The sequence below is a fragment of the Paraburkholderia phymatum genome (genome assembly GCF_040965635.1).
GTDB classification, from domain to species: Bacteria; Pseudomonadota; Gammaproteobacteria; order Burkholderiales; family Burkholderiaceae; genus Paraburkholderia; species Paraburkholderia phymatum_B.
The window spans coordinates 211,895-229,031 of record NZ_JBFRCH010000002.1; the positions used below are offsets into that span (position 1 = coordinate 211,895).

A 17,137-nucleotide genomic window follows, 5' to 3' on the forward strand; every position below is an offset into this window, starting at 1 on the left:
ATGCGTAGATTCTACGCCGCGCCGCACACGTTGCCAGCATGGGCACGCCGCCGCGCGCGCTGCGGCGTGCACGCGACGGCTGATAAGGACGGTCTTCAGGCGGCTTTATCCGGAACCGTTGCGAGATCATCGGTCCAGACTGTTGCCTCCGAGTCGCTCGGCGCGCGCCAGTCGCCGCGTGGCGACAGCGATCCGCCCGAGCCCACCTTCGGCGCGTTCGGCACGCAGCTCCGCTTGAACTGGCTCGTCTTGAAGAAGCGCCACAAAAAGATGCCGAGATTGCGCTTGATCGCGGCGAGGTCGTACTCGTTGCGCGCGACGTGCGCGCCTTCCGGCCAGCCGCCCTTGTCCTTGTCGCGCCATGCGTGCAGCGCGAGGTACGCCACCTTCGAAGGCGCGAAGCCATAGCGCAGGATGTAATACAGGTTGAAGTCCTGCAACTCGTAGGGCCCGATGAAGGACTCGGTCTTCTGCTCGATGGCGCCCGCCGCCTTGCCGGGCACCAGTTCCGGGCTGATCTCGGTGGCGAGAATGTTGAGCAGCGTGCCGGAGCCGCTCTTGCCGATCGCGCCCGTCTCCGCGACCCATCGCACGAGGTGCGTGATCAGCGTCTTCGGCACGCTGGCGTTCACGCTGTAGTGCGACATGTGATCGCCGACGCCATACGTGCACCAGCCGAGTGCCAGTTCGCTCAGATCGCCCGTGCCGATCACGATGCCGTTGTGGAAATTGGCGAGGCGGAACAGGTGGTTCGTGCGCTCGCCCGCCTGCACGTTCTCGAACGTGATGTCGTACTTCGCCTCGCCCGCCGAATACGGATGGCCGAGGTCCTTCAGCATCTGCTCGCAGCTTGGCCGGATGTCGATTTCCATCGACGTGCAGCCGATCACCTCCATCAGCTCGCGCGCCTGCTTCAGCGTGCGGTCGCTGGTCGCGAAGCCCGGCATCGTCACGCCGATGATGTTCGTGCGCGGCAGCTTCAGACGATCCATTGCCTTCGCGCAGACGAGCAGCGCATGCGTCGAATCGAGCCCGCCCGACACGCCGATCACGACCTTCTGGATATTCGACGCCGACAGCCGCTGCACGAGCGCCTGCACCTGGATGTTGTAGACCTCGTTGCAGCGTTCGTCGCGGCGGCGCGTATCGGCGGGAACGTACGGGAAGCGCTCGACCTTGCGCTCGATCGGCAATGCGCGCGACGTATCGTGATCGATCGCGAAGCGCACGATCCGGAACTTCGCCACCTCTTCCTTGTGACGCTGCACCGACATGCCGAAGGTCGTCTGCCGCATGCGTTCGTGCGAGAGGCGCTCGAGATCGACGTCCGCGAAGATCAGGTGCGAGTCGTCGAGAAAGCGCTCGGACTCGGCGAGCACCTCGCCGTTTTCGAAGATCAACGCCTGGCCGTCCCACGCCATGTCGGTCGACGATTCGCCGCGGCCCGCCGACGTGTACAGATACGCCGCGAGACAGCGCGCCGACTGCTGGCCGACGAGCTGATGCCGGTAGCCCGACTTGCCGACCACGATGTTCGACGCCGACAGATTCACGAGCACCGTCGCGCCCGCGAGCGCCGCGAACGACGACGGCGGAACGGGCACCCACACGTCCTCGCAGATCTCGACGTGAAAGCGGAAGTCGGGCACGTCCGTCAGCTCGAACAGCAGCGACGCGCCGAACGGCACGCGCTGGCCGAGCAGCTCGATCTCTCGCGCGACGGCGCTGTCGGCGGGCGTGTACTGGCGCGCTTCGTAGAACTCGCCGTAGTTCGGCAGATAGCTCTTCGGCACCGCGCCGAGCACGGCGCCGCGCGCGACGACCACCGCGCAGTTGAACAGGCTGTGGTCGACCTGAAGCGGCATGCCGACGATCAGCGCGGCGGATAGCTTCTTCGATGCGTCGACGATCTTTGCCAGCGCTGTCTTGCACGCATCGAGCAGCGCGCCCTGATGAAAGAGATCGTCGCAGGTATAGGCGGGCAAGCCGAGCTCGGGAAACGCGACGAGCGCCGCGCCCTTCGCGGCGGCTTCGCGCGCGAGCTTGAGCGTCTCGTCGGCGTTGAAGGCGGGGTCGGCCACCCGGCAGCGCGGCACGCCGACCGCGACGCGCGCAAACCGATGCGAATACAGGTTAAAGAAATTGCCTTTCATGTCAGAGATTCCTTCGGGCGCGTGTGTCGGCGAATCGAACGGATCGGACCGATCGGGCGACAGGCGGTCACGCGCGAAACGGCGGCTATCGAACAGCGTAGATGATAAGCGGTAAGCGCATTCCAGGTCTCGGTCGCGTGCGCGCAAGCCTTCGCGGAATCGCCGCGCCCGTCTCGGAGACCACGCCGCGCACTTCGCGCACGCATTTGCATTAACATGGCCGTTCGTCGCGCCGCGCTGGCGTAGCGCCTTGTCACGAGTCGTCGTTGCATCGAGGTTGCATCGAGGCGAACCGGCACCACGCGCGCGCAGCATCCGCTTATCGGCGTCACCCCGTCCTGTCGGGCCGCGAGCCTACGCGAGCGCGCCAACAGTATCGCCAACGGTCGAACAGATTGAACCAGGAACGTTTTGATTACCGCGCGGGCATCCTCGCTTCGCCGCTCGAAGTGGATGCCGCCGAGTGGAACGCACTGCTCAGCCAGCAGGCGCAACCGACGCCTTTCTTGCGCCACGAATTCCTGAGCGCGCTGCACGCGACGCAATGCGCCGTCGCCGATACGGGCTGGGCGCCGCAGTTCGTCACGCTGACCGATCCGCGCACGGGCAAGCTGGCCGCGGCCGCGCCCGTCTATGCGAAAGGCCACTCGTACGGCGAGTATGTGTTCGACTGGGCATGGGCCGACGCGTACAAGCGCAACGGCCTGCCCTACTATCCGAAGCTGCTGTGCGCGGTGCCGTTCACGCCCGTGCAGGGCACGCGCCTGATCGCCGCCGACGAGCACGCGCTGCGCCATCTCGCCGCCACGCTGGTCGCGTTCGCCGAGCAGGCCGACGTGTCGTCGCTGCATGTGCTTTTTCCCACCGAAACGGAAGCGCAGGTGCTGACGGACCTCGGCATGATGCAGCGCGAGGGCGTGCAGTTCCACTGGATCAACGAAGACTACCGCGATTTCGACGAGTTCCTGTCGTCGCTCGAACAGAAGAAGCGCAAGAACATCCGCGCCGAACGCCGCAAGGTGCGCGACGCGGGCATCACGTTTCGCCGCGTGCTCGGCGAAGACATTACAGACGTCGAATGGCGCTTCTTCAGCAAGTGCTATCGGCAGACGTACCGCGAGCACTTTTCGAGTCCGTATCTGAATCTCGACTTCTTCCGGATGATCGGCGCGTCGATGCCCGAAAATCTGATGCTGGTAATCGCCGAATACGAGGGCAAGCCGATTGCGAGTTCGCTCGTCGTCTATCAGCGCGACGGCGCGAACGCGGGCGGCACGCTCTACGGACGCTACTGGGGCGCGCTCGAACACGTGCCCTGCCTGCACTTCGAGACCGCGTACTATCAGCCGCTCGAATTCTGCATCGAGCAGAAGCTCGGCGTGTTCGAAGGCGGCGCACAGGGCGAGCACAAGATGGCGCGCGGCTTCATGCCGACCGTCACGCGCTCGGCGCACTGGCTCGCGCATCCGGCGTTCTCGGATGCCGTCGCGCGGTTTCTCGACAGCGAGAAGAATCACATCCACGCGTACGTCGACGAACTGCGCGAACACAACCCGTTCAAGGACTAGGCGCGCGCAATGCCGTGGTTTCTGTATCTGATCGAATGCTCGGACGGCAGCGTCTACACGGGCATCGCCACCGACGTCGCGGCGCGCTTCGACAAGCACTGCAACGGCACGGGCGCGCGCTATACGCGCTCGCGCAAGCCCATGCGCCTGCTCGCGTCGTTCGAACTCGCCGACCGGTCGAGCGCCTTGCGGGCCGAGTACCGCGTCAAGCAGCTCGCGCCCGCGCAGAAGCGGGAGCTGGCGTCAGGCGCGCGGACGCTCGAATCCGTGCTGCCCGCGCTGAGCGAAGCAGAGGCGCAGGACCCCGAGGAAGCCTGATCCGTACTCGTGATCCGCGCCGCGCCGTTGTCCGCGCAGCAACAGTGTTTTCAACAATCGCACCTCGACGCACCACTTGCCCGACAGCATACTTCCCCACACCGAATCCACATCGACGCAGTGCGTTTACCTGGCAGGAACCTCAAGGGGAAAGCAAATGGACGAGCGTAAGCGTGACAGCATGATTGCGTATCTGCGCCGCCGCATGGCGCAGGTCGGCATCAAGATCACCGATCTCGCGGCTGCACTCGCCGAAGAGCGCACGCGCCAGAAATCGGCGCGTTTTCGCAGCGCTTCCGGCGATACGTGGGACGGTAAAGGGAATCTGCCGCAGTGGCTGAGCCAGGCCGTCAGCGCCGGTCAGTCGATGGAGCACTTCGCTGTCGAGAAGCGCGCCACGCGGTCCAAACGGGCGGCACACCCGACCGTCGACTGGCGCCAGGACCCGTTCGCCGGCACGCGGCTCGCGACAGTGCGCCCGCAATAAGGGCGCGGCGGCGCTGCCCCAAAAACAAAACGCTCCCGAAGGAGCGTTTTGCCGGCAGACTTTCAGCGTTCCGATTACTTCTTGTAGTTCGCGACGCCTTCGCTGATTTCCTTGTGGGCGGCATCGACGCCCGCCCAGCCTTCGACCTTCACCCACTTGCCCTTCTCGAGCGCCTTGTATTGCTCGAAGAAGTGCTTGATCTGATCCTTCAGGTATTGCGGCACGTCGTCGATCGACTTCAGGTCCGCCGTCATCGGGCAGATCTTGTCGTGCGGCACGGCGATCAGCTTCGCGTCGACGCCCGATTCGTCCGTCATCTGCAACATGCCGAGCGCGCGTGCGCGCACCACGGAACCCGCCAGCAGCGGGAACGGCGTGATCACCAGCACGTCGACAGGGTCGCCGTCGCCCGACAGCGTCTGCGGAATGAAGCCATAGTTCGCGGGATAACGCATGCCCGTGCCGATGAAGCGATCGACGACGAGCATGCCCAGTTCCTTGTCGGCCTCGTACTTCACCGGATCGCTTTGCGCCGGAATTTCGATGATGACGTTGAAGTCTTGCGGGAGGTCTTTACCAGGGGGGACGTGATTGAAGCTCATGGCGCTCTCTGATCAGGATGAAATGTGAAAGATGGCGCGCGGCGCGCGCTGCGTTCGCGATACGGAACGCGGCGCCGCAACCCGGACACTGCGGAATGCGCCATTATAGCCAATCGGTCAATGACACCCTCGGAGCGATCGGCGCGATAATCGCCGTACGTCTGGTGGCTTCCGTTAGCTGGGGTGTCCCCTGTGCCGGCATCCTTTGCCGGCGTCCGTCTCTAGTCGCCGCGCATCGCGCAGGTTGCCAGTCCTTATCGACGGTTCCGTTGCGCCCGTCATGTGCGGGCGGCGCAATCGCCGTCCGCTGTCCGTTTTTTTTCGTTGATCGTCCTCTGTCGCCTCAGGCAAGGAGCATGCGTGGAAGAAGCGAAGCACTTCATCGGCGGCGAATGGGCCGCGTCATCGGGCGGAGAAGCGATCCCCGTCGTCGATCCCTCCGACGGCCAGCCGTTCGCGACGCTCGCGCGCGGCACGGCCGCCGACATCGATACCGCCGTCGAATCCGCGCGCCGCGCGTACGACGGCGCTTGGGGCGCCGCCAGCGCAGCCGAGCGCGGCCGTCTGCTGTACCGGCTGTCGATGCTCGTCGCCGCCTGTCACGAAGAACTGGCGCAGATCGAGGCGCGCGACACGGGCAAGCCGCTCAAGCAGGCGCGCGGCGACGCGGCCGCGCTCGCGCGCTACTTCGAGTTCTATGCGGGCGCCGCCGACAAGCTGCACGGCGAAACGCTGCCCTACCAGAACGGGTACACCGTCTTCACGATCCGCGAGCCGCACGGCGTCACGGGCCATATCGTGCCGTGGAACTATCCGATGCAGATCTTCGGGCGCAGCGTGGGCGCGGCGCTTGCTGCGGGGAACGCGTGCGTCGTGAAGCCCGCAGAGGACGCGTGCCTCTCAGTGCTGCGCGTCGCCGAACTCGCGGCCGAAGCAGGCCTGCCGGCGGGCGCGCTCAACGTCGTCACGGGCTACGGACACGAAGCAGGCGCGGCACTCGCGCGCCATCCCGGCATCGACCACATTTCGTTCACCGGCTCGCCCGAAACGGGCAAGCTCGTCACGCAGATGGCCGCCGAAAACCACGTGCCCGTCACGCTTGAGCTGGGCGGCAAGTCGCCGCAAATCGTCTTCGCGGATGCCGACCTCGACGCCGCGCTGCCCACGCTCGTCAACGCAATCGTGCAGAACGCCGGGCAGACCTGCTCGGCGGGCAGCCGCGTGCTGATCGAGCGTAGCATCTACGAGCCGCTGCTCGAACGGCTCGCGACGGCGTTCAGCGAGCTGCGCGTCGGCCCGGCGCACGCGGATCTCGACTGCGGTCCGCTGATCAACGCGAAGCAACAGCGCCGCGTATGGGACTTCCTGTCGGACGCGCAGCACGACGGCATCCCGATGGCGGCGCACGGCGAAGTGATCGCGGAAGCGCCGGAAGACGGCTTCTATCAGGCGCCAACCTTGCTGCGCGATGTGCCTCCCACGCACCGGCTCGCGCGCGAAGAAGTGTTCGGCCCGGTGCTCGCCGCCCTGCCGTTCGCCGACGAAAGCGAAGCGCTCGCGCTGGCCAACGGCACGCAGTACGGGCTTGTCGCGGGCATCTGGACGCGCGACGGCGCACGCCAGCTGCGCATCGCAAGACGCGTGCGCTCGGGGCAGGTGTTCATCAACAACTATGGCGCGGGCGGCGGCGTCGAGCTGCCGTTCGGCGGCGTCAAGCATTCGGGCCATGGCCGCGAGAAAGGCTTCGAAGCGCTGTATGGCTTCACGGTGCTGAAGACCGTCGCGATCAGGCACGGCTGACACATAACCCCAAACGATTCGCACAACGACAGCAACCATCTTTCATGGAACGGGGGCAAGGGCCTCAGCCCTGACTCCCATCGACAGAGGAGACATCATGCGGCTGACCGGCAAAACGGCCATCGTCACAGGCGGCGGCTCGGGCTTTGGAGAAGGCATCGCGAAGACTTATGCGCGCGAAGGCGCGAACGTCGTCGTCAACGATCTGAACGGCCCGGCGGCCGAGCGCGTCGCGAGCGAGATCGCGCTGGCGGGCGGCAAGGCAATTGCCGTCGCGGGCGACGTCACGCGCGCGGACGACTGGAGCGCGTTGCGCGCCGCCGCCATCGAAGACTTCGGCAGCGTGCAGATCGTCGTCAACAACGCGGGCACCACGCATCGGAACAAGCCGGTGCTCGACGTGACGGAAGCTGAGTTCGACCGCGTGTACGCCGTCAACGTGAAGAGCATCTACTGGAGCGTGCGCGAATTCGTCCCGTACTTCCGCGAGCAAGGCGGCGGCGTGTTCGTCAATATCGCGTCGACGGCGGGCGTGCGGCCGCGCCCCGGGCTCGTCTGGTACAACGGCAGCAAGGGCGCCGTGATCGTCGCGAGCAAGGCGCTTGCCGTCGAGCTCGGGCCGGACCGCATTCGCGTGAACTGCGTGAATCCGGTGATCGGCGAGACGGGACTGCTGACGGAGTTCATGGGCGTCGAAGACACGCCGGAGAACCGGCAGAAGTTCCTGGCGGGGATTCCGCTCGGCCGCTTCTCGACGCCGCAGGACATCGCGAATGCGGCGCTTTATCTCGCGTCGGACGAAGCGGAGTTCATCACGGGCGTGTGTCTCGAAGTGGACGGCGGACGCTGCGTGTAGCGGCACGTGCGGTGTGCGTGGGCGCCGGTCGTTCCTGCCATGTGCCGGCGCGGCTGCGCGTGCGCCGCACTGCATGATGCGCGCTAGCCATTAAAAAGTCAGTGTATTCCCCGACGTCAAGCGTCTTTTCAGCGCGCGTTGAACGTTTAGAATCGCGAACGGCGGTACGTCATTTCCACAATAACGAGCTTCACATAGGACCAGCATAAGGCGCGAAAGCGCTAACGATGGTCGATAGGAGACACGCGTGTCCAGTCCTGCGAATCCGCTTCACCGTCCCGGCGCAGACGCGCCGCCTTCCACTTTCGAAGAGGCGACCTATAGGAAAGTCGCCTGGCGTCTGACGCCGCTTCTGATGCTCAGCTATGTCGTCGCGTATCTGGATCGCGTGAACGTCGGCTTCGCGAAACTCGGCATGAGCACCGACCTGGGCCTTTCCGACGCTGTCTACGGCTTCGGCGCGGGCATCTTCTTCATCGGCTATTTCATCTTCGAAGTGCCGAGCAACATCATCCTGCATCGCGTCGGCGCGCGGGTGTGGATCGCGCGGATCATGGTGTCGTGGGGCATCATCTCGATGCTGACGATGTTCGTCACCACGCCCACCATGTTCTATGCGATGCGCTTTTTGCTCGGTCTGGCGGAAGCGGGCTTCTTCCCCGGCATCATCCTGTATCTGACCTACTGGTATCCGGCGCACCGGCGCGGCCGCATGACGACCTGGTTCATGACGGCCATCGCGATTTCGGGCGTCGTCGGCGGGCCGATCTCGGGCTACATCCTGAAGGCGTTCAATGGTGCGAACGGCTGGCATGGCTGGCAGTGGCTGTTCCTGCTCGAAGGCATACCGTCGGTGATCGTCGGCATTCTGGTGTTCGTCGTGCTCGACGACCGCATCTCGAAGGCGAAGTGGCTGACGGACCAGGAGCGCGAACTGCTCGAGCGCAATATCGCTGTCGAAGAGGCAACGAAAGAGGATCACTCGATCGGCAAGGTGATGATGAGCCCGCGCGTGCTGCTGATGAGCCTGATCTACTTCTCGTTCGTGATGGGCCTGTACGGCGTGAGCTTCTGGCTGCCGACCATCATCAAGTCGACGGGCGTCACCGATGCGTTCATGATCGGCCTGCTTTCGGCGATTCCGTTCGCCGCCGCCGTGATCGCGATGGTGCTCGTCGCGCGCAGCGCCGACCGCACGCGCGAGCGCCGCTGGCACGTCGCGCTGCCGGGATTCGCGGGCGCGCTCGGCCTCGTGCTGTCCGTCGTGTGGGCGCACGACACGACGCTCGCGATGGCCGCGCTCACGCTCGCGACGATGGGCATCATCACGACGCTGCCGCTCTTCTGGAGCTTGCCGACTTCCTTCCTCGCGGGCACGGGCGCGGCGGCCGGCATCGCGATGATCAATTCGATCGGCAATCTCGCGGGCTTCCTGAGCCCGTACGCAGTGGGCTGGCTCAAGCAGATCACCTCCACCACCGACTCGGGCATGTACATGCTCGCCGCGTTCATGATTCTCGGCGGACTGCTCGCGATCAGCGTGCCGGCGAGGCTCGTGAACAAGTAGGCGCGCACCGCCCTCACAGCTTCAAGCAAGAAAAAACCCTCGGTGACCTGACCGTCACCGAGGGTTTTTTATCTGCGTTATCTGCAGCCCGAGCCGTTCAGCGCATCAGACGATATTCATCGCCAGCGCGCTCTCCCGATAGTGCTCGCTCGCCTTCGACGCATCGCCCAGTTGCTCGTGCAGACGCGCGAGCGCACGGTGCGAGCGGATCTTGAGCGTCTCGTTGTCGGCTTGCTTCAGCGCCTGTTCGAGGAACGATTGCGCCTTCCCCCACAGCTGCTGATGCAGGCACAGACGGCCCAGCGTGAACAGCAGGTCGGCATCGTCGGGGCGCTCCTTGCGCCAGCCTTCTGCCTTCTGGATCAGCGGCAGCGCGTCGCCGCCCGTCGTATCCGGATAGCGGCGCAACAGGCGCGCGTCCCAGTTTTGCGCGAGCGCGTCCTCGACGATCTTGCGCGCCTCCTGCGGACGGTTTAGCGCGACCAGCAGATCGGCCGCGAGATCGGCGAGGCGCGGCGAATGGCGCTCCGTCGGCGTCAGCGAATGCCACAGTTCGAGCAGCGCATCGGCATTGTGCCGGCGATCGCGCAACAGGTTTTCCGCCGCCAGCTGACGCAGACGCACGGCCACGGCGGGATGAATCGCCTCGCGCTTTTCGAGCGTCTTCACGAGCTTCAGCACTTCGCCCCAGTTCTTCAACTGCTGCTGCGCGCGCAACGCGATCTGCTGTGCGTGAATGCGGCGGCCGCCCTGCGACTGCATTTCGGTGAGCGCGTGCAGCGCGCCATCGGCGTCGCGGCCATCGGCGCGCATGTCGGCCGTCGCCATCAGACGCGCATCCTGCCAGTCGGCCGCATCGATCTGCGCGAGATATTCGTCGCGGCGCGCGTACTCGTGCATCCGGTGCGCGGCGTTCGCCGCGATCAGGCCCGCCGCGCCCTTGTTGTCGGGATTCGCGAGCGAATCGCGCGCGGCCTTTTCGGCGCGCGAGAAACGCCCCGCATACAGATTCGCGATTGCGTCGCGCAACGCCGAATGCGCCTTCGCGACACGCTGACGCGCGCGGTACGCGGCCACACGCCGCGGCATGCCCCAGATATTGCGCACGATGCGAAGCAGCACATACATCACGATGAACGTGACGATCAGGCCGACGACAAACAGATTCAACGAAATATCGACGCGATATGGCGGATAGACGAGCAACACCTGGCCGGTGTCGAAGCGCCCGACGAGCGCGAGCACGACGGCGATCGCGAACAGGAAAGCGAGCCAGAGAAGTCCACGCAGCGCCATGATTAACCCCGGTTCCGGTATTGATGCACGGCCTGCAGGCTCGTATTCAGGTTCGGCACTTCGACGGCCCCCGAGCCCTGGTCGACCTCCTTCACGAGATCGCGCGCGGTCTGCACTTTCTTCGACGATGCATCGAAGTAGCGCGCGAGCGCCTCATCCGCGGCGTTGAGATCGGACTTGAGCGTGGTCTGGTTGCGTGCGAGCAGCGCCAGTCGCGCCGACAGCAGACGCAGCTTCAGGTTCTCCCGCAGGAAGTAGCCCTGATCCGGCGACACGAGCATCGTATCGGCGTGATCGAGGCGGCGCACCTGCACGAGACTGGTCAGTTGCTGGCCGACGCCCGTCACGAACTGGTTCCACCATACTTTCCACTTCGGCTCGCCGGTGGCGGCCGCGACGCGGTCGACGTCCTTCGGCTCGGCCGCATGCGGCGTCGCGTGCGCGATGGGCGCCTCGCCGGAAAGCGGCAGCTGGTCGACCTGGTCGATCGCGTTGTCGAGCTTGATCGCGAGGCCCGTCAGATCGGTCGAAGGCGCGGACTTCAGCTTGTCGATGTCCTGCGCGATCGCCTTGCGCACGGCCAGCACCTGCGCGCCATCCGAGGCGGCGAGGCGCGTGTCGGCACTTTGCAGCGCGAAGAGCGCGAGCTGCGTATTGCCCGTCAGCTGCAACTGCTCGCTGGCACTCGACAGCATCTGGCCGACTTCGGCCATCGTCCAGTCGTCGCGGTTGCGCGCGAGATCCGCGTATTGCTGCTGCAGCGCCTGTTGCGAGTTCTGCGCATCGGCGAGCTTGCCTTCGAGCTGCGCGATCTGCACGTTGGCGGCCTGCACGGTCGCGACGGCCTGCTCCGTCTTCACGCGCAGCTCGGCCGTCGATGCGTCATTGGCCTGCTGCCGATGCGACAACTGCTGGTCGAGCTTGATCACCCTGCGGTTCAGCGCAAGGCCGCCCGACACCGCCACGATGAGCACCAGCGCGATGACGACCCAGAGCAGCCCCGTGCCCTTGCCGCGTTTCGGTTGCTGCATTTCATAAGGCGTAAAGGGCTGATTCGGCGGCAGCGTGGTGGCGGGCCGCGGCGCGGAGTTGGGCGTGGGATTCGTGGATGCGTTGGTATCAGTCATGCGTTCTTGTGCCGGGTTGGACTGGACCGGTTGAACTTCGGAAGGAACAGCGAGGGACAACAGCGTGCGCGCGATACGTTCATCGCCCGCACCGGACACCGTAATGCTATCAAAACCCAATCCCCGCGCGGTTTCCGCGATGCGCGGATGGGGCGCGACGAACATCGCGCGTTTCAGTTGCGCCTGCTCGCTGACGGTCAGATGGTCGTGTGCGAGTTCGCCGAGATTGCGCACGCCTTCGGAACTCGTGACCAGCCACGCGTGCGGCGTCTTCGATTCGCCCGATAGCAGCGCATGGATGCGCGACCACGCGCCGATCGACGGCTCGGGCACGAGCCGCCGGTAAGCCGCGACGGTCTCGACTTCGGCGCCCGCTTCGCGCAAACGGTCGGCGAGCCACTCGCGGCCGCCGTCGCCGCGCACGATCAGCACGCGCTTGCCTTCGAAGGCGTTCTCGCCGAGCGACGCTTCGAGCGCCGCGTACAGCGCTTCCGAGTCGAATCGCGCGCCGTCGTTGTCGTCGGCGCTGGCACTAGGGCTGACCACCGTGTATGCGGGCGCTTCGACGCCGTGCTTCGCGAGCGCCGCGACGCTGCCCGGACCGACGACGCCGACGGGCAGCGCATGCGGCCAGATCGCGTCATGGCGCGCGAACGCGTAATCGACGGCGTTCGGCGACACGAACACGACGAGCGCGTATCGGTCGAGCGACGCGAGCGCCGCGCGCAGCGGGCCTTCGTCGTCGGCGGGCGCGATTTCGATCAGCGGAAATTCGACGGTCGCGACACCCGCGTCGTGCAGCACTTTGGCGAGCGCATCGGACTGTCCCGCCGGCCTCGTCAGCACGACGCTCAGGTGCGCGCCCGTCGTGCGCGACGGGCCGGCGCCGTCCGTCGACGGGGAATCAGCGGATGTCGGGTTCGAACCGGCCGCCATCACGGGGCATTCGCCGGACCAGCCGTCGGCCCGCTCGCCGTGCTGAGCGCGCGGACGATGTCCATCGCGCCTTGCGCTTCGAGCTGGCTCGCGACTTCGCGGCCGAGTTCGAGCGCGGCGCCCGTGGTCGGCGCGGGCGCCGACGCCTGTGCGGAGAGCACGCGCTTCCCGTCCGGCGTCGCGACGATGCCGCGCAGATGCAGCGCGCCGTCGCGCCACGTCGCGTAGGCCGCGAGCGGCACTTCGCAGCTGCCGCCGAGCGCGCGCGACACCATGCGCTCCGCTTCGATGGCGGCGGCCGTGTGCTCGTGATGCAGCGGCGCGAGCCACGCAGCGAGGTCCGCGCGGTCCGCGCGAATCTCGATGCCGAGCGCGCCCTGGCCCGCGGCGGGCAGACTGTCGGCGGGATCGAGCAGCGAACGGATGCGCCCGGCGAGACCGAGACGCTTCAGCCCAGCGGCGGCGAGAATGATGGCCGCGTAGTCGCCGCGATCGAGCTTGGCGAGGCGCGTATCGAGATTGCCGCGCAATGGCTTCACGACGAGTTCCGGATAGCGCGTACGGAGCATCGCTTCGCGGCGCAGGCTCGACGTGCCGACCACGCTGCCGGGCGGCAGCGCGGCGAGCGTGTCGTACTGGTTCGAGACGAAAGCATCGCGCGGGTCTTCGCGCTCCATGATGGTGGACAGCGCGAAGCCTTCGGGCAGTTCCATCGGCACGTCTTTCAGCGAATGAACGGCGAGATCGGCGCGGCCGTCGGCGAGCGCGTTCTCCAGCTCCTTCACGAACAGCCCCTTGCCGCCAACCTTCGACAGCGTGCGATCGAGAATCTGATCGCCGCGTGTCGTCATTCCGAGGATTTTTACGTCACAAGATGGATATAATTTGTGCAGCGCACACCGCACGTGCTCGGCCTGCCACATCGCCAGGCGGCTTTCCCGCGACGCGATGACGAGCGTAGTGGGCGGCGTGAGCGCAAGCGTCTCGGAATTCATTGTTTGAGTCATTGAACGACGGGATGTGATAACAAACAATGTTAGCACGCGCTTCGGCAACCTCTCGCTGGCCGCACGGCCAAGCCGAAGCAGTTCGACGGAGGAGACTGGTCCGCGCACGGTGTCGGCGCGGACTACCCGATGAGCCGTATCGATTCGTGACTTGCGTGGCCGCCAGAAGCCCGAGCACGGTCGTTCGAGCGTCGATGCGCCGCATGCGCGATCATCCAATGCGGCGCAGCACGCGCAACCGGCCCTTCCTCCATCGCGCGCCGCATCGTTGACAGGCTTTAGCGCAGTTCCCCGCAGTAACCGAAGTTGCAGTCCACATTCTTTAGACCCTGGCTTTCCTGAGGAAACATCGTGACGTCTTCCGGATCGGCGCGCCCTGCCCGCCGCAACACTGCCTCGCCCGACGCCGCAAACACCGCGTCGGCCGCTTCCGCCGTCAAGGCTGTCAAGGCCACCAAGGCCCTGAAAGCAACACAGGCCCTCGAATCCGGCAAAACCGGCAAATCCACGAAGACCAAAGCGGCCAAAGCGGCCGCCGACAGCCTGTCGAAACGAAGCAGGAACAACAGCGCCAGCAAGCGGGAGGCCGCGCCGTTAAAAGACAACGCCCGCACGCGCGAGGACAAGGACCAGCCGCTCTTCGAGGACATCCGCTATCTGGGGCGGCTGCTCGGCGACGTGGTGCGCGAGCAGGAAGGCGACGAGGTGTTCGACGTGGTCGAGACGATTCGCCAGCACGCGGTGCGGTTTCGCCGCGAGGACGACAGCGTCGCCGCGCAGACGCTCGAAAAGAAACTGCGCGCGCTGTCGCCCGAACAGACTGTGAGCGTGGTGCGCGCGTTCAGCTATTTCTCGCATCTCGCGAACATCGCCGAAGACCGCCATCGCAACCGCCGGCACCGCATTCACGATCTGGCCGGCTCGACGTCGCAGCCGGGCACGGTCGCGCACGCGCTCGACCGTCTCGTCGAAGCGAACGCGGCCGCGACGCCCGTTTTGCAGCAGTTCTTCAACGACGCGCTGATCGTCCCCGTGCTGACGGCGCACCCGACGGAAGTGCAGCGCAAGAGCATCCTCGACGCGCAGCACGACATCGCGCGGCTGCTCGCCGAACGCGACCAGCCGTTGACGGCGCGCGAGAGCCTGCAAAACGACTCGCTGCTGCGCGCGCGCGTGACGTCGCTGTGGCAGACGCGCATGCTGCGCGATTCGCGCCTGACCGTCGCCGATGAAATCGAGAACGCGCTGTCGTATTACCGCGCGACGTTCCTCGAAGAGATTCCTGCGCTCTACGCCGATATCGAAGAAGCACTGGTCGAGCACGGCCTCGACGCGCGCCTGCCGTCCTTCTTCCAGATGGGCAGCTGGATCGGCGGCGATCGCGACGGCAATCCGAACGTCACGGGCGAGACACTCGAAAACGCGATCACGCGCCAGGCTGCGGTGATCTTCGAGCACTACCTGGAGCAGGTGCACAAGCTCGGTGCGGAGCTGTCGGTGTCGAACCTGCTGGCGGGCGCAAGCGAAAGCGTGAAGGCACTCGCGGACGCCTCGCCCGACCACTCGCCGCACCGCACCGACGAGCCGTACCGGCGCGCGCTGATCGGCATCTACACGCGTCTTGCGGCGAGCGCGCGCGTGCGACTCGGCGAAGGCGTCGTGCCCGTGCGCAGCGCGGGCCCCGGCGTGCCGAAGATTCGCGCGATCCCGTATGGCGACTCGTCCGAGTTCGTGCGCGATCTGCACGTGCTGATCGAGTCGCTCGCCGAGCATCACGGCGCGTCGCTCGCGACGCCGCGCCTGTCGCCGTTGACGCGCGCGGCCGAAGTGTTCGGCTTCCATCTCGCGAGCATCGATCTGCGCCAAAGCTCCGACATTCACGAAGCGGTGATCGCCGAGCTGCTGCGCCGCGCGGGTGTCGAAAGCGATTACGCGGCGCTGCCCGAAGCGGACAAGCTGCGCGTGCTGCTCGCGGAACTGTCGCAGCCGCGCCTGTTGCGCTCGCCGTATGTCGAATACTCGGATCTCGTGAAGAGCGAACTGGGCGTGCTCGAACAGGCGCGCGTGACGCGCGAGAAGTTCGGCGCGCGCGCGGTGCGCAACTACATCATTTCGCACACGGAGACGGTGAGCGATCTCGTCGAAGTGATGTTGCTGCAGAAGGAAGCGGGACTGCTGCAAGGCTCGCTCGGCAACCCCGTCGATCCGGCGCGCGCCGGCCTGATGGTGATCCCGCTCTTCGAGACGATTCCCGACCTGCGCAACGCTTCGCACATCATGCGCGACCTGCTCGCGCTGCCGGGCATCGATGCCATCATCGAGAACCAGGGTAAAGAGCAGGAAGTGATGCTCGGCTATTCGGACAGCAACAAGGACGGCGGCTTCCTCACGTCGAACTGGGAGCTGTATCGCGCGGAACTCGCGCTCGTGTCGCTCTTCAACGAGCGCAACATCACGATGCGTCTGTTCCATGGTCGTGGCGGCACGGTCGGACGCGGCGGCGGCCCGACGTATCAGGCGATCCTGTCGCAGCCGCCGGGCACCGTCGACGGCCAGATCCGCTTGACGGAACAGGGCGAAGTGATCGCGAGCAAGTTCGGCAACCCCGAGATCGGCCGGCGCAATCTGGAAACGGTTGTCGCCGCGACGCTCGAAGCCTCGCTGCTGCCGCACGGCAATGCGCCCGCGCAACTGCCCGACTTCGAGGAGACGATGCAGACCCTCTCCGACGCGGCGATGGCGTCGTACCGTGCGCTCGTCTATGAAACGCCGGGCTTCACCGATTATTTCTTCTCGTCGACGCCGATCTCGGAGATCGCCGAGCTGAACATCGGCAGCCGGCCGGCGTCGCGCAAGCTGCAGGACCCGAAGCAACGCAAGATCGAGGATCTGCGCGCGATTCCGTGGGGCTTTTCATGGGGCCAGTGCCGGTTGCTGCTGACGGGCTGGTATGGCTTCGGCAGCGCCGTGGCGGGATGGCTCGACGCGTCGGACTCGAATGTGGAGCGTGAGCGCCGGTTGAACCTGCTGCGCAAGATGCACAAGACGTGGCCGTTCTTCTCTACCCTGCTGTCCAACATGGACATGGTGCTCGCGAAGACGGACCTCGCTGTGGCGTCGCGCTATGCCGCGCTCGTCACCGACAAGAAGCTGCGCAAGCATGTGTTCGAGCGCATCGTCGCCGAGTGGGAGCGGACGTCGAGTGCGCTCTCCGAGATCACGGGCAGGAAGGAACGGCTTTCCGATAATCCGTTGCTCGCGCGCTCGATCAAGAACCGGTTCCCTTATCTCGATCCGCTGAATCACCTGCAGGTGGAACTGTTGAAGCGGCACCGCGGCGGGGATACGAACCTGCGCGTTCGGCGCGGGATTCATTTGACGATCAACGGAATTGCGGCTGGGTTGAGAAATACTGGTTAA

General features: G+C 65.7%; 12 protein-coding genes. 7 read left to right on the forward strand and 5 right to left on the reverse strand.

Annotated elements, in window-relative coordinates:
• Nucleotides 1-95: 95 nt before the first annotated feature.
• Complete coding sequence (locus tag AB4Y32_RS04365) at nucleotides 96-2,153, reverse strand: NAD(+) synthase (RefSeq protein WP_368720149.1); 2,058 nt, start codon at nucleotides 2,151-2,153, stop codon at nucleotides 96-98.
• Between the two features lie 395 nt (nucleotides 2,154-2,548).
• Here AB4Y32_RS04365 and AB4Y32_RS04370 point away from each other — a divergent pair, with 395 nt between their 5' ends.
• From AB4Y32_RS04370 to AB4Y32_RS04380, 3 genes are all read left to right on the forward strand, one after another.
• Complete coding sequence (locus tag AB4Y32_RS04370; RefSeq protein WP_368720150.1) at nucleotides 2,549-3,721, forward strand: GNAT family N-acetyltransferase; 1,173 nt, start codon at nucleotides 2,549-2,551, stop codon at nucleotides 3,719-3,721.
• Nucleotides 3,722-3,730: 9 nt separating this feature from the next.
• Nucleotides 3,731-4,039, forward strand: coding sequence for a GIY-YIG nuclease family protein (locus AB4Y32_RS04375; protein ID WP_368720151.1), 309 nt, complete (start codon nucleotides 3,731-3,733; stop codon nucleotides 4,037-4,039).
• Nucleotides 4,040-4,196: 157 nt separating this feature from the next.
• Nucleotides 4,197-4,526 (forward strand): H-NS family nucleoid-associated regulatory protein, encoded by a 330-nt coding sequence (locus tag AB4Y32_RS04380; protein ID WP_368720152.1) that lies wholly within the window; start codon nucleotides 4,197-4,199, stop codon nucleotides 4,524-4,526.
• Nucleotides 4,527-4,600: 74 nt separating this feature from the next.
• Here the strand turns inward: AB4Y32_RS04380 and ppa are convergent, their stop codons facing one another.
• A complete protein-coding gene (gene ppa / locus AB4Y32_RS04385; RefSeq protein ID WP_087734441.1) occupies nucleotides 4,601-5,128 on the reverse strand; it encodes an inorganic diphosphatase in 528 nt (175 codons plus the stop codon).
• 360 nt (nucleotides 5,129-5,488) lie between these two features.
• On the opposite strand from ppa, the gene AB4Y32_RS04390 reads away from it, so the two are divergent.
• The 3 genes from AB4Y32_RS04390 (at nucleotide 5,489) to AB4Y32_RS04400 (ending at nucleotide 9,351) form a co-directional block, all read left to right on the forward strand.
• Nucleotides 5,489-6,928, forward strand: coding sequence for an aldehyde dehydrogenase family protein (locus AB4Y32_RS04390; RefSeq protein ID WP_368720153.1), 1,440 nt, complete (start codon nucleotides 5,489-5,491; stop codon nucleotides 6,926-6,928).
• A 97-nt stretch (nucleotides 6,929-7,025) separates the two neighbouring features.
• Complete coding sequence (locus tag AB4Y32_RS04395) at nucleotides 7,026-7,784, forward strand: SDR family oxidoreductase (RefSeq protein ID WP_368720154.1); 759 nt, start codon at nucleotides 7,026-7,028, stop codon at nucleotides 7,782-7,784.
• Between the two features lie 247 nt (nucleotides 7,785-8,031).
• Nucleotides 8,032-9,351, forward strand: coding sequence for an MFS transporter (locus tag AB4Y32_RS04400; RefSeq protein ID WP_368720155.1), 1,320 nt, complete (start codon nucleotides 8,032-8,034; stop codon nucleotides 9,349-9,351).
• Nucleotides 9,352-9,456: 105 nt separating this feature from the next.
• Here AB4Y32_RS04400 and AB4Y32_RS04405 read toward each other — a convergent pair whose 3' ends face one another.
• From AB4Y32_RS04405 to hemC, 3 genes are read right to left on the reverse strand one after another with little or no spacing between them, the layout of a single operon-like run.
• A complete protein-coding gene (locus tag AB4Y32_RS04405) occupies nucleotides 9,457-10,647 on the reverse strand; it encodes a heme biosynthesis protein HemY (RefSeq protein ID WP_368720156.1) in 1,191 nt (396 codons plus the stop codon).
• A 2-nt stretch (nucleotides 10,648-10,649) separates the two neighbouring features.
• The gene (gene hemDX, locus AB4Y32_RS04410; protein ID WP_368720157.1) at nucleotides 10,650-12,710 is read right to left on the reverse strand and encodes a fused uroporphyrinogen-III synthase HemD/membrane protein HemX; all 2,061 of its coding nucleotides are present in this window, start codon (nucleotides 12,708-12,710) and stop codon (nucleotides 10,650-10,652) included.
• Nucleotides 12,710-13,705, reverse strand: coding sequence for a hydroxymethylbilane synthase (gene hemC / locus AB4Y32_RS04415; RefSeq protein WP_368720158.1), 996 nt, complete (start codon nucleotides 13,703-13,705; stop codon nucleotides 12,710-12,712). The genes hemDX and hemC overlap by 1 nt, the downstream gene beginning before the upstream one ends.
• Nucleotides 13,706-14,068: 363 nt before the next feature.
• Here hemC and ppc point away from each other — a divergent pair, with 363 nt between their 5' ends.
• Nucleotides 14,069-17,137 carry a phosphoenolpyruvate carboxylase gene (gene ppc, locus AB4Y32_RS04420; protein WP_368720159.1) on the forward strand — a complete coding sequence of 1,023 codons (3,069 nt, stop codon included), beginning with the start codon at nucleotides 14,069-14,071 and terminating at the stop codon, nucleotides 17,135-17,137.

What these genes read in the sequence shown, in the direction of transcription:
- AB4Y32_RS04365 (WP_368720149.1), bottom strand. Translation starts at nt 2,153, where the DNA reads ATGAAAGGCAATTTCTTTAACCTGTATTCGCATCGGTTTGCGCGCGTC.
- AB4Y32_RS04375 (WP_368720151.1), top strand. Translation starts at nt 3,731, where the DNA reads ATGCCGTGGTTTCTGTATCTGATCGAATGCTCGGACGGCAGCGTCTAC.
- AB4Y32_RS04380 (WP_368720152.1), top strand. Translation starts at nt 4,197, where the DNA reads ATGGACGAGCGTAAGCGTGACAGCATGATTGCGTATCTGCGCCGCCGC.
- ppa (WP_087734441.1), bottom strand. Translation starts at nt 5,128, where the DNA reads ATGAGCTTCAATCACGTCCCCCCTGGTAAAGACCTCCCGCAAGACTTC.
- AB4Y32_RS04395 (WP_368720154.1), top strand. Translation starts at nt 7,026, where the DNA reads ATGCGGCTGACCGGCAAAACGGCCATCGTCACAGGCGGCGGCTCGGGC.
- AB4Y32_RS04405 (WP_368720156.1), bottom strand. Translation starts at nt 10,647, where the DNA reads ATGGCGCTGCGTGGACTTCTCTGGCTCGCTTTCCTGTTCGCGATCGCC.
- hemDX (WP_368720157.1), bottom strand. Translation starts at nt 12,710, where the DNA reads ATGGCGGCCGGTTCGAACCCGACATCCGCTGATTCCCCGTCGACGGAC.
- hemC (WP_368720158.1), bottom strand. Translation starts at nt 13,705, where the DNA reads ATGAATTCCGAGACGCTTGCGCTCACGCCGCCCACTACGCTCGTCATC.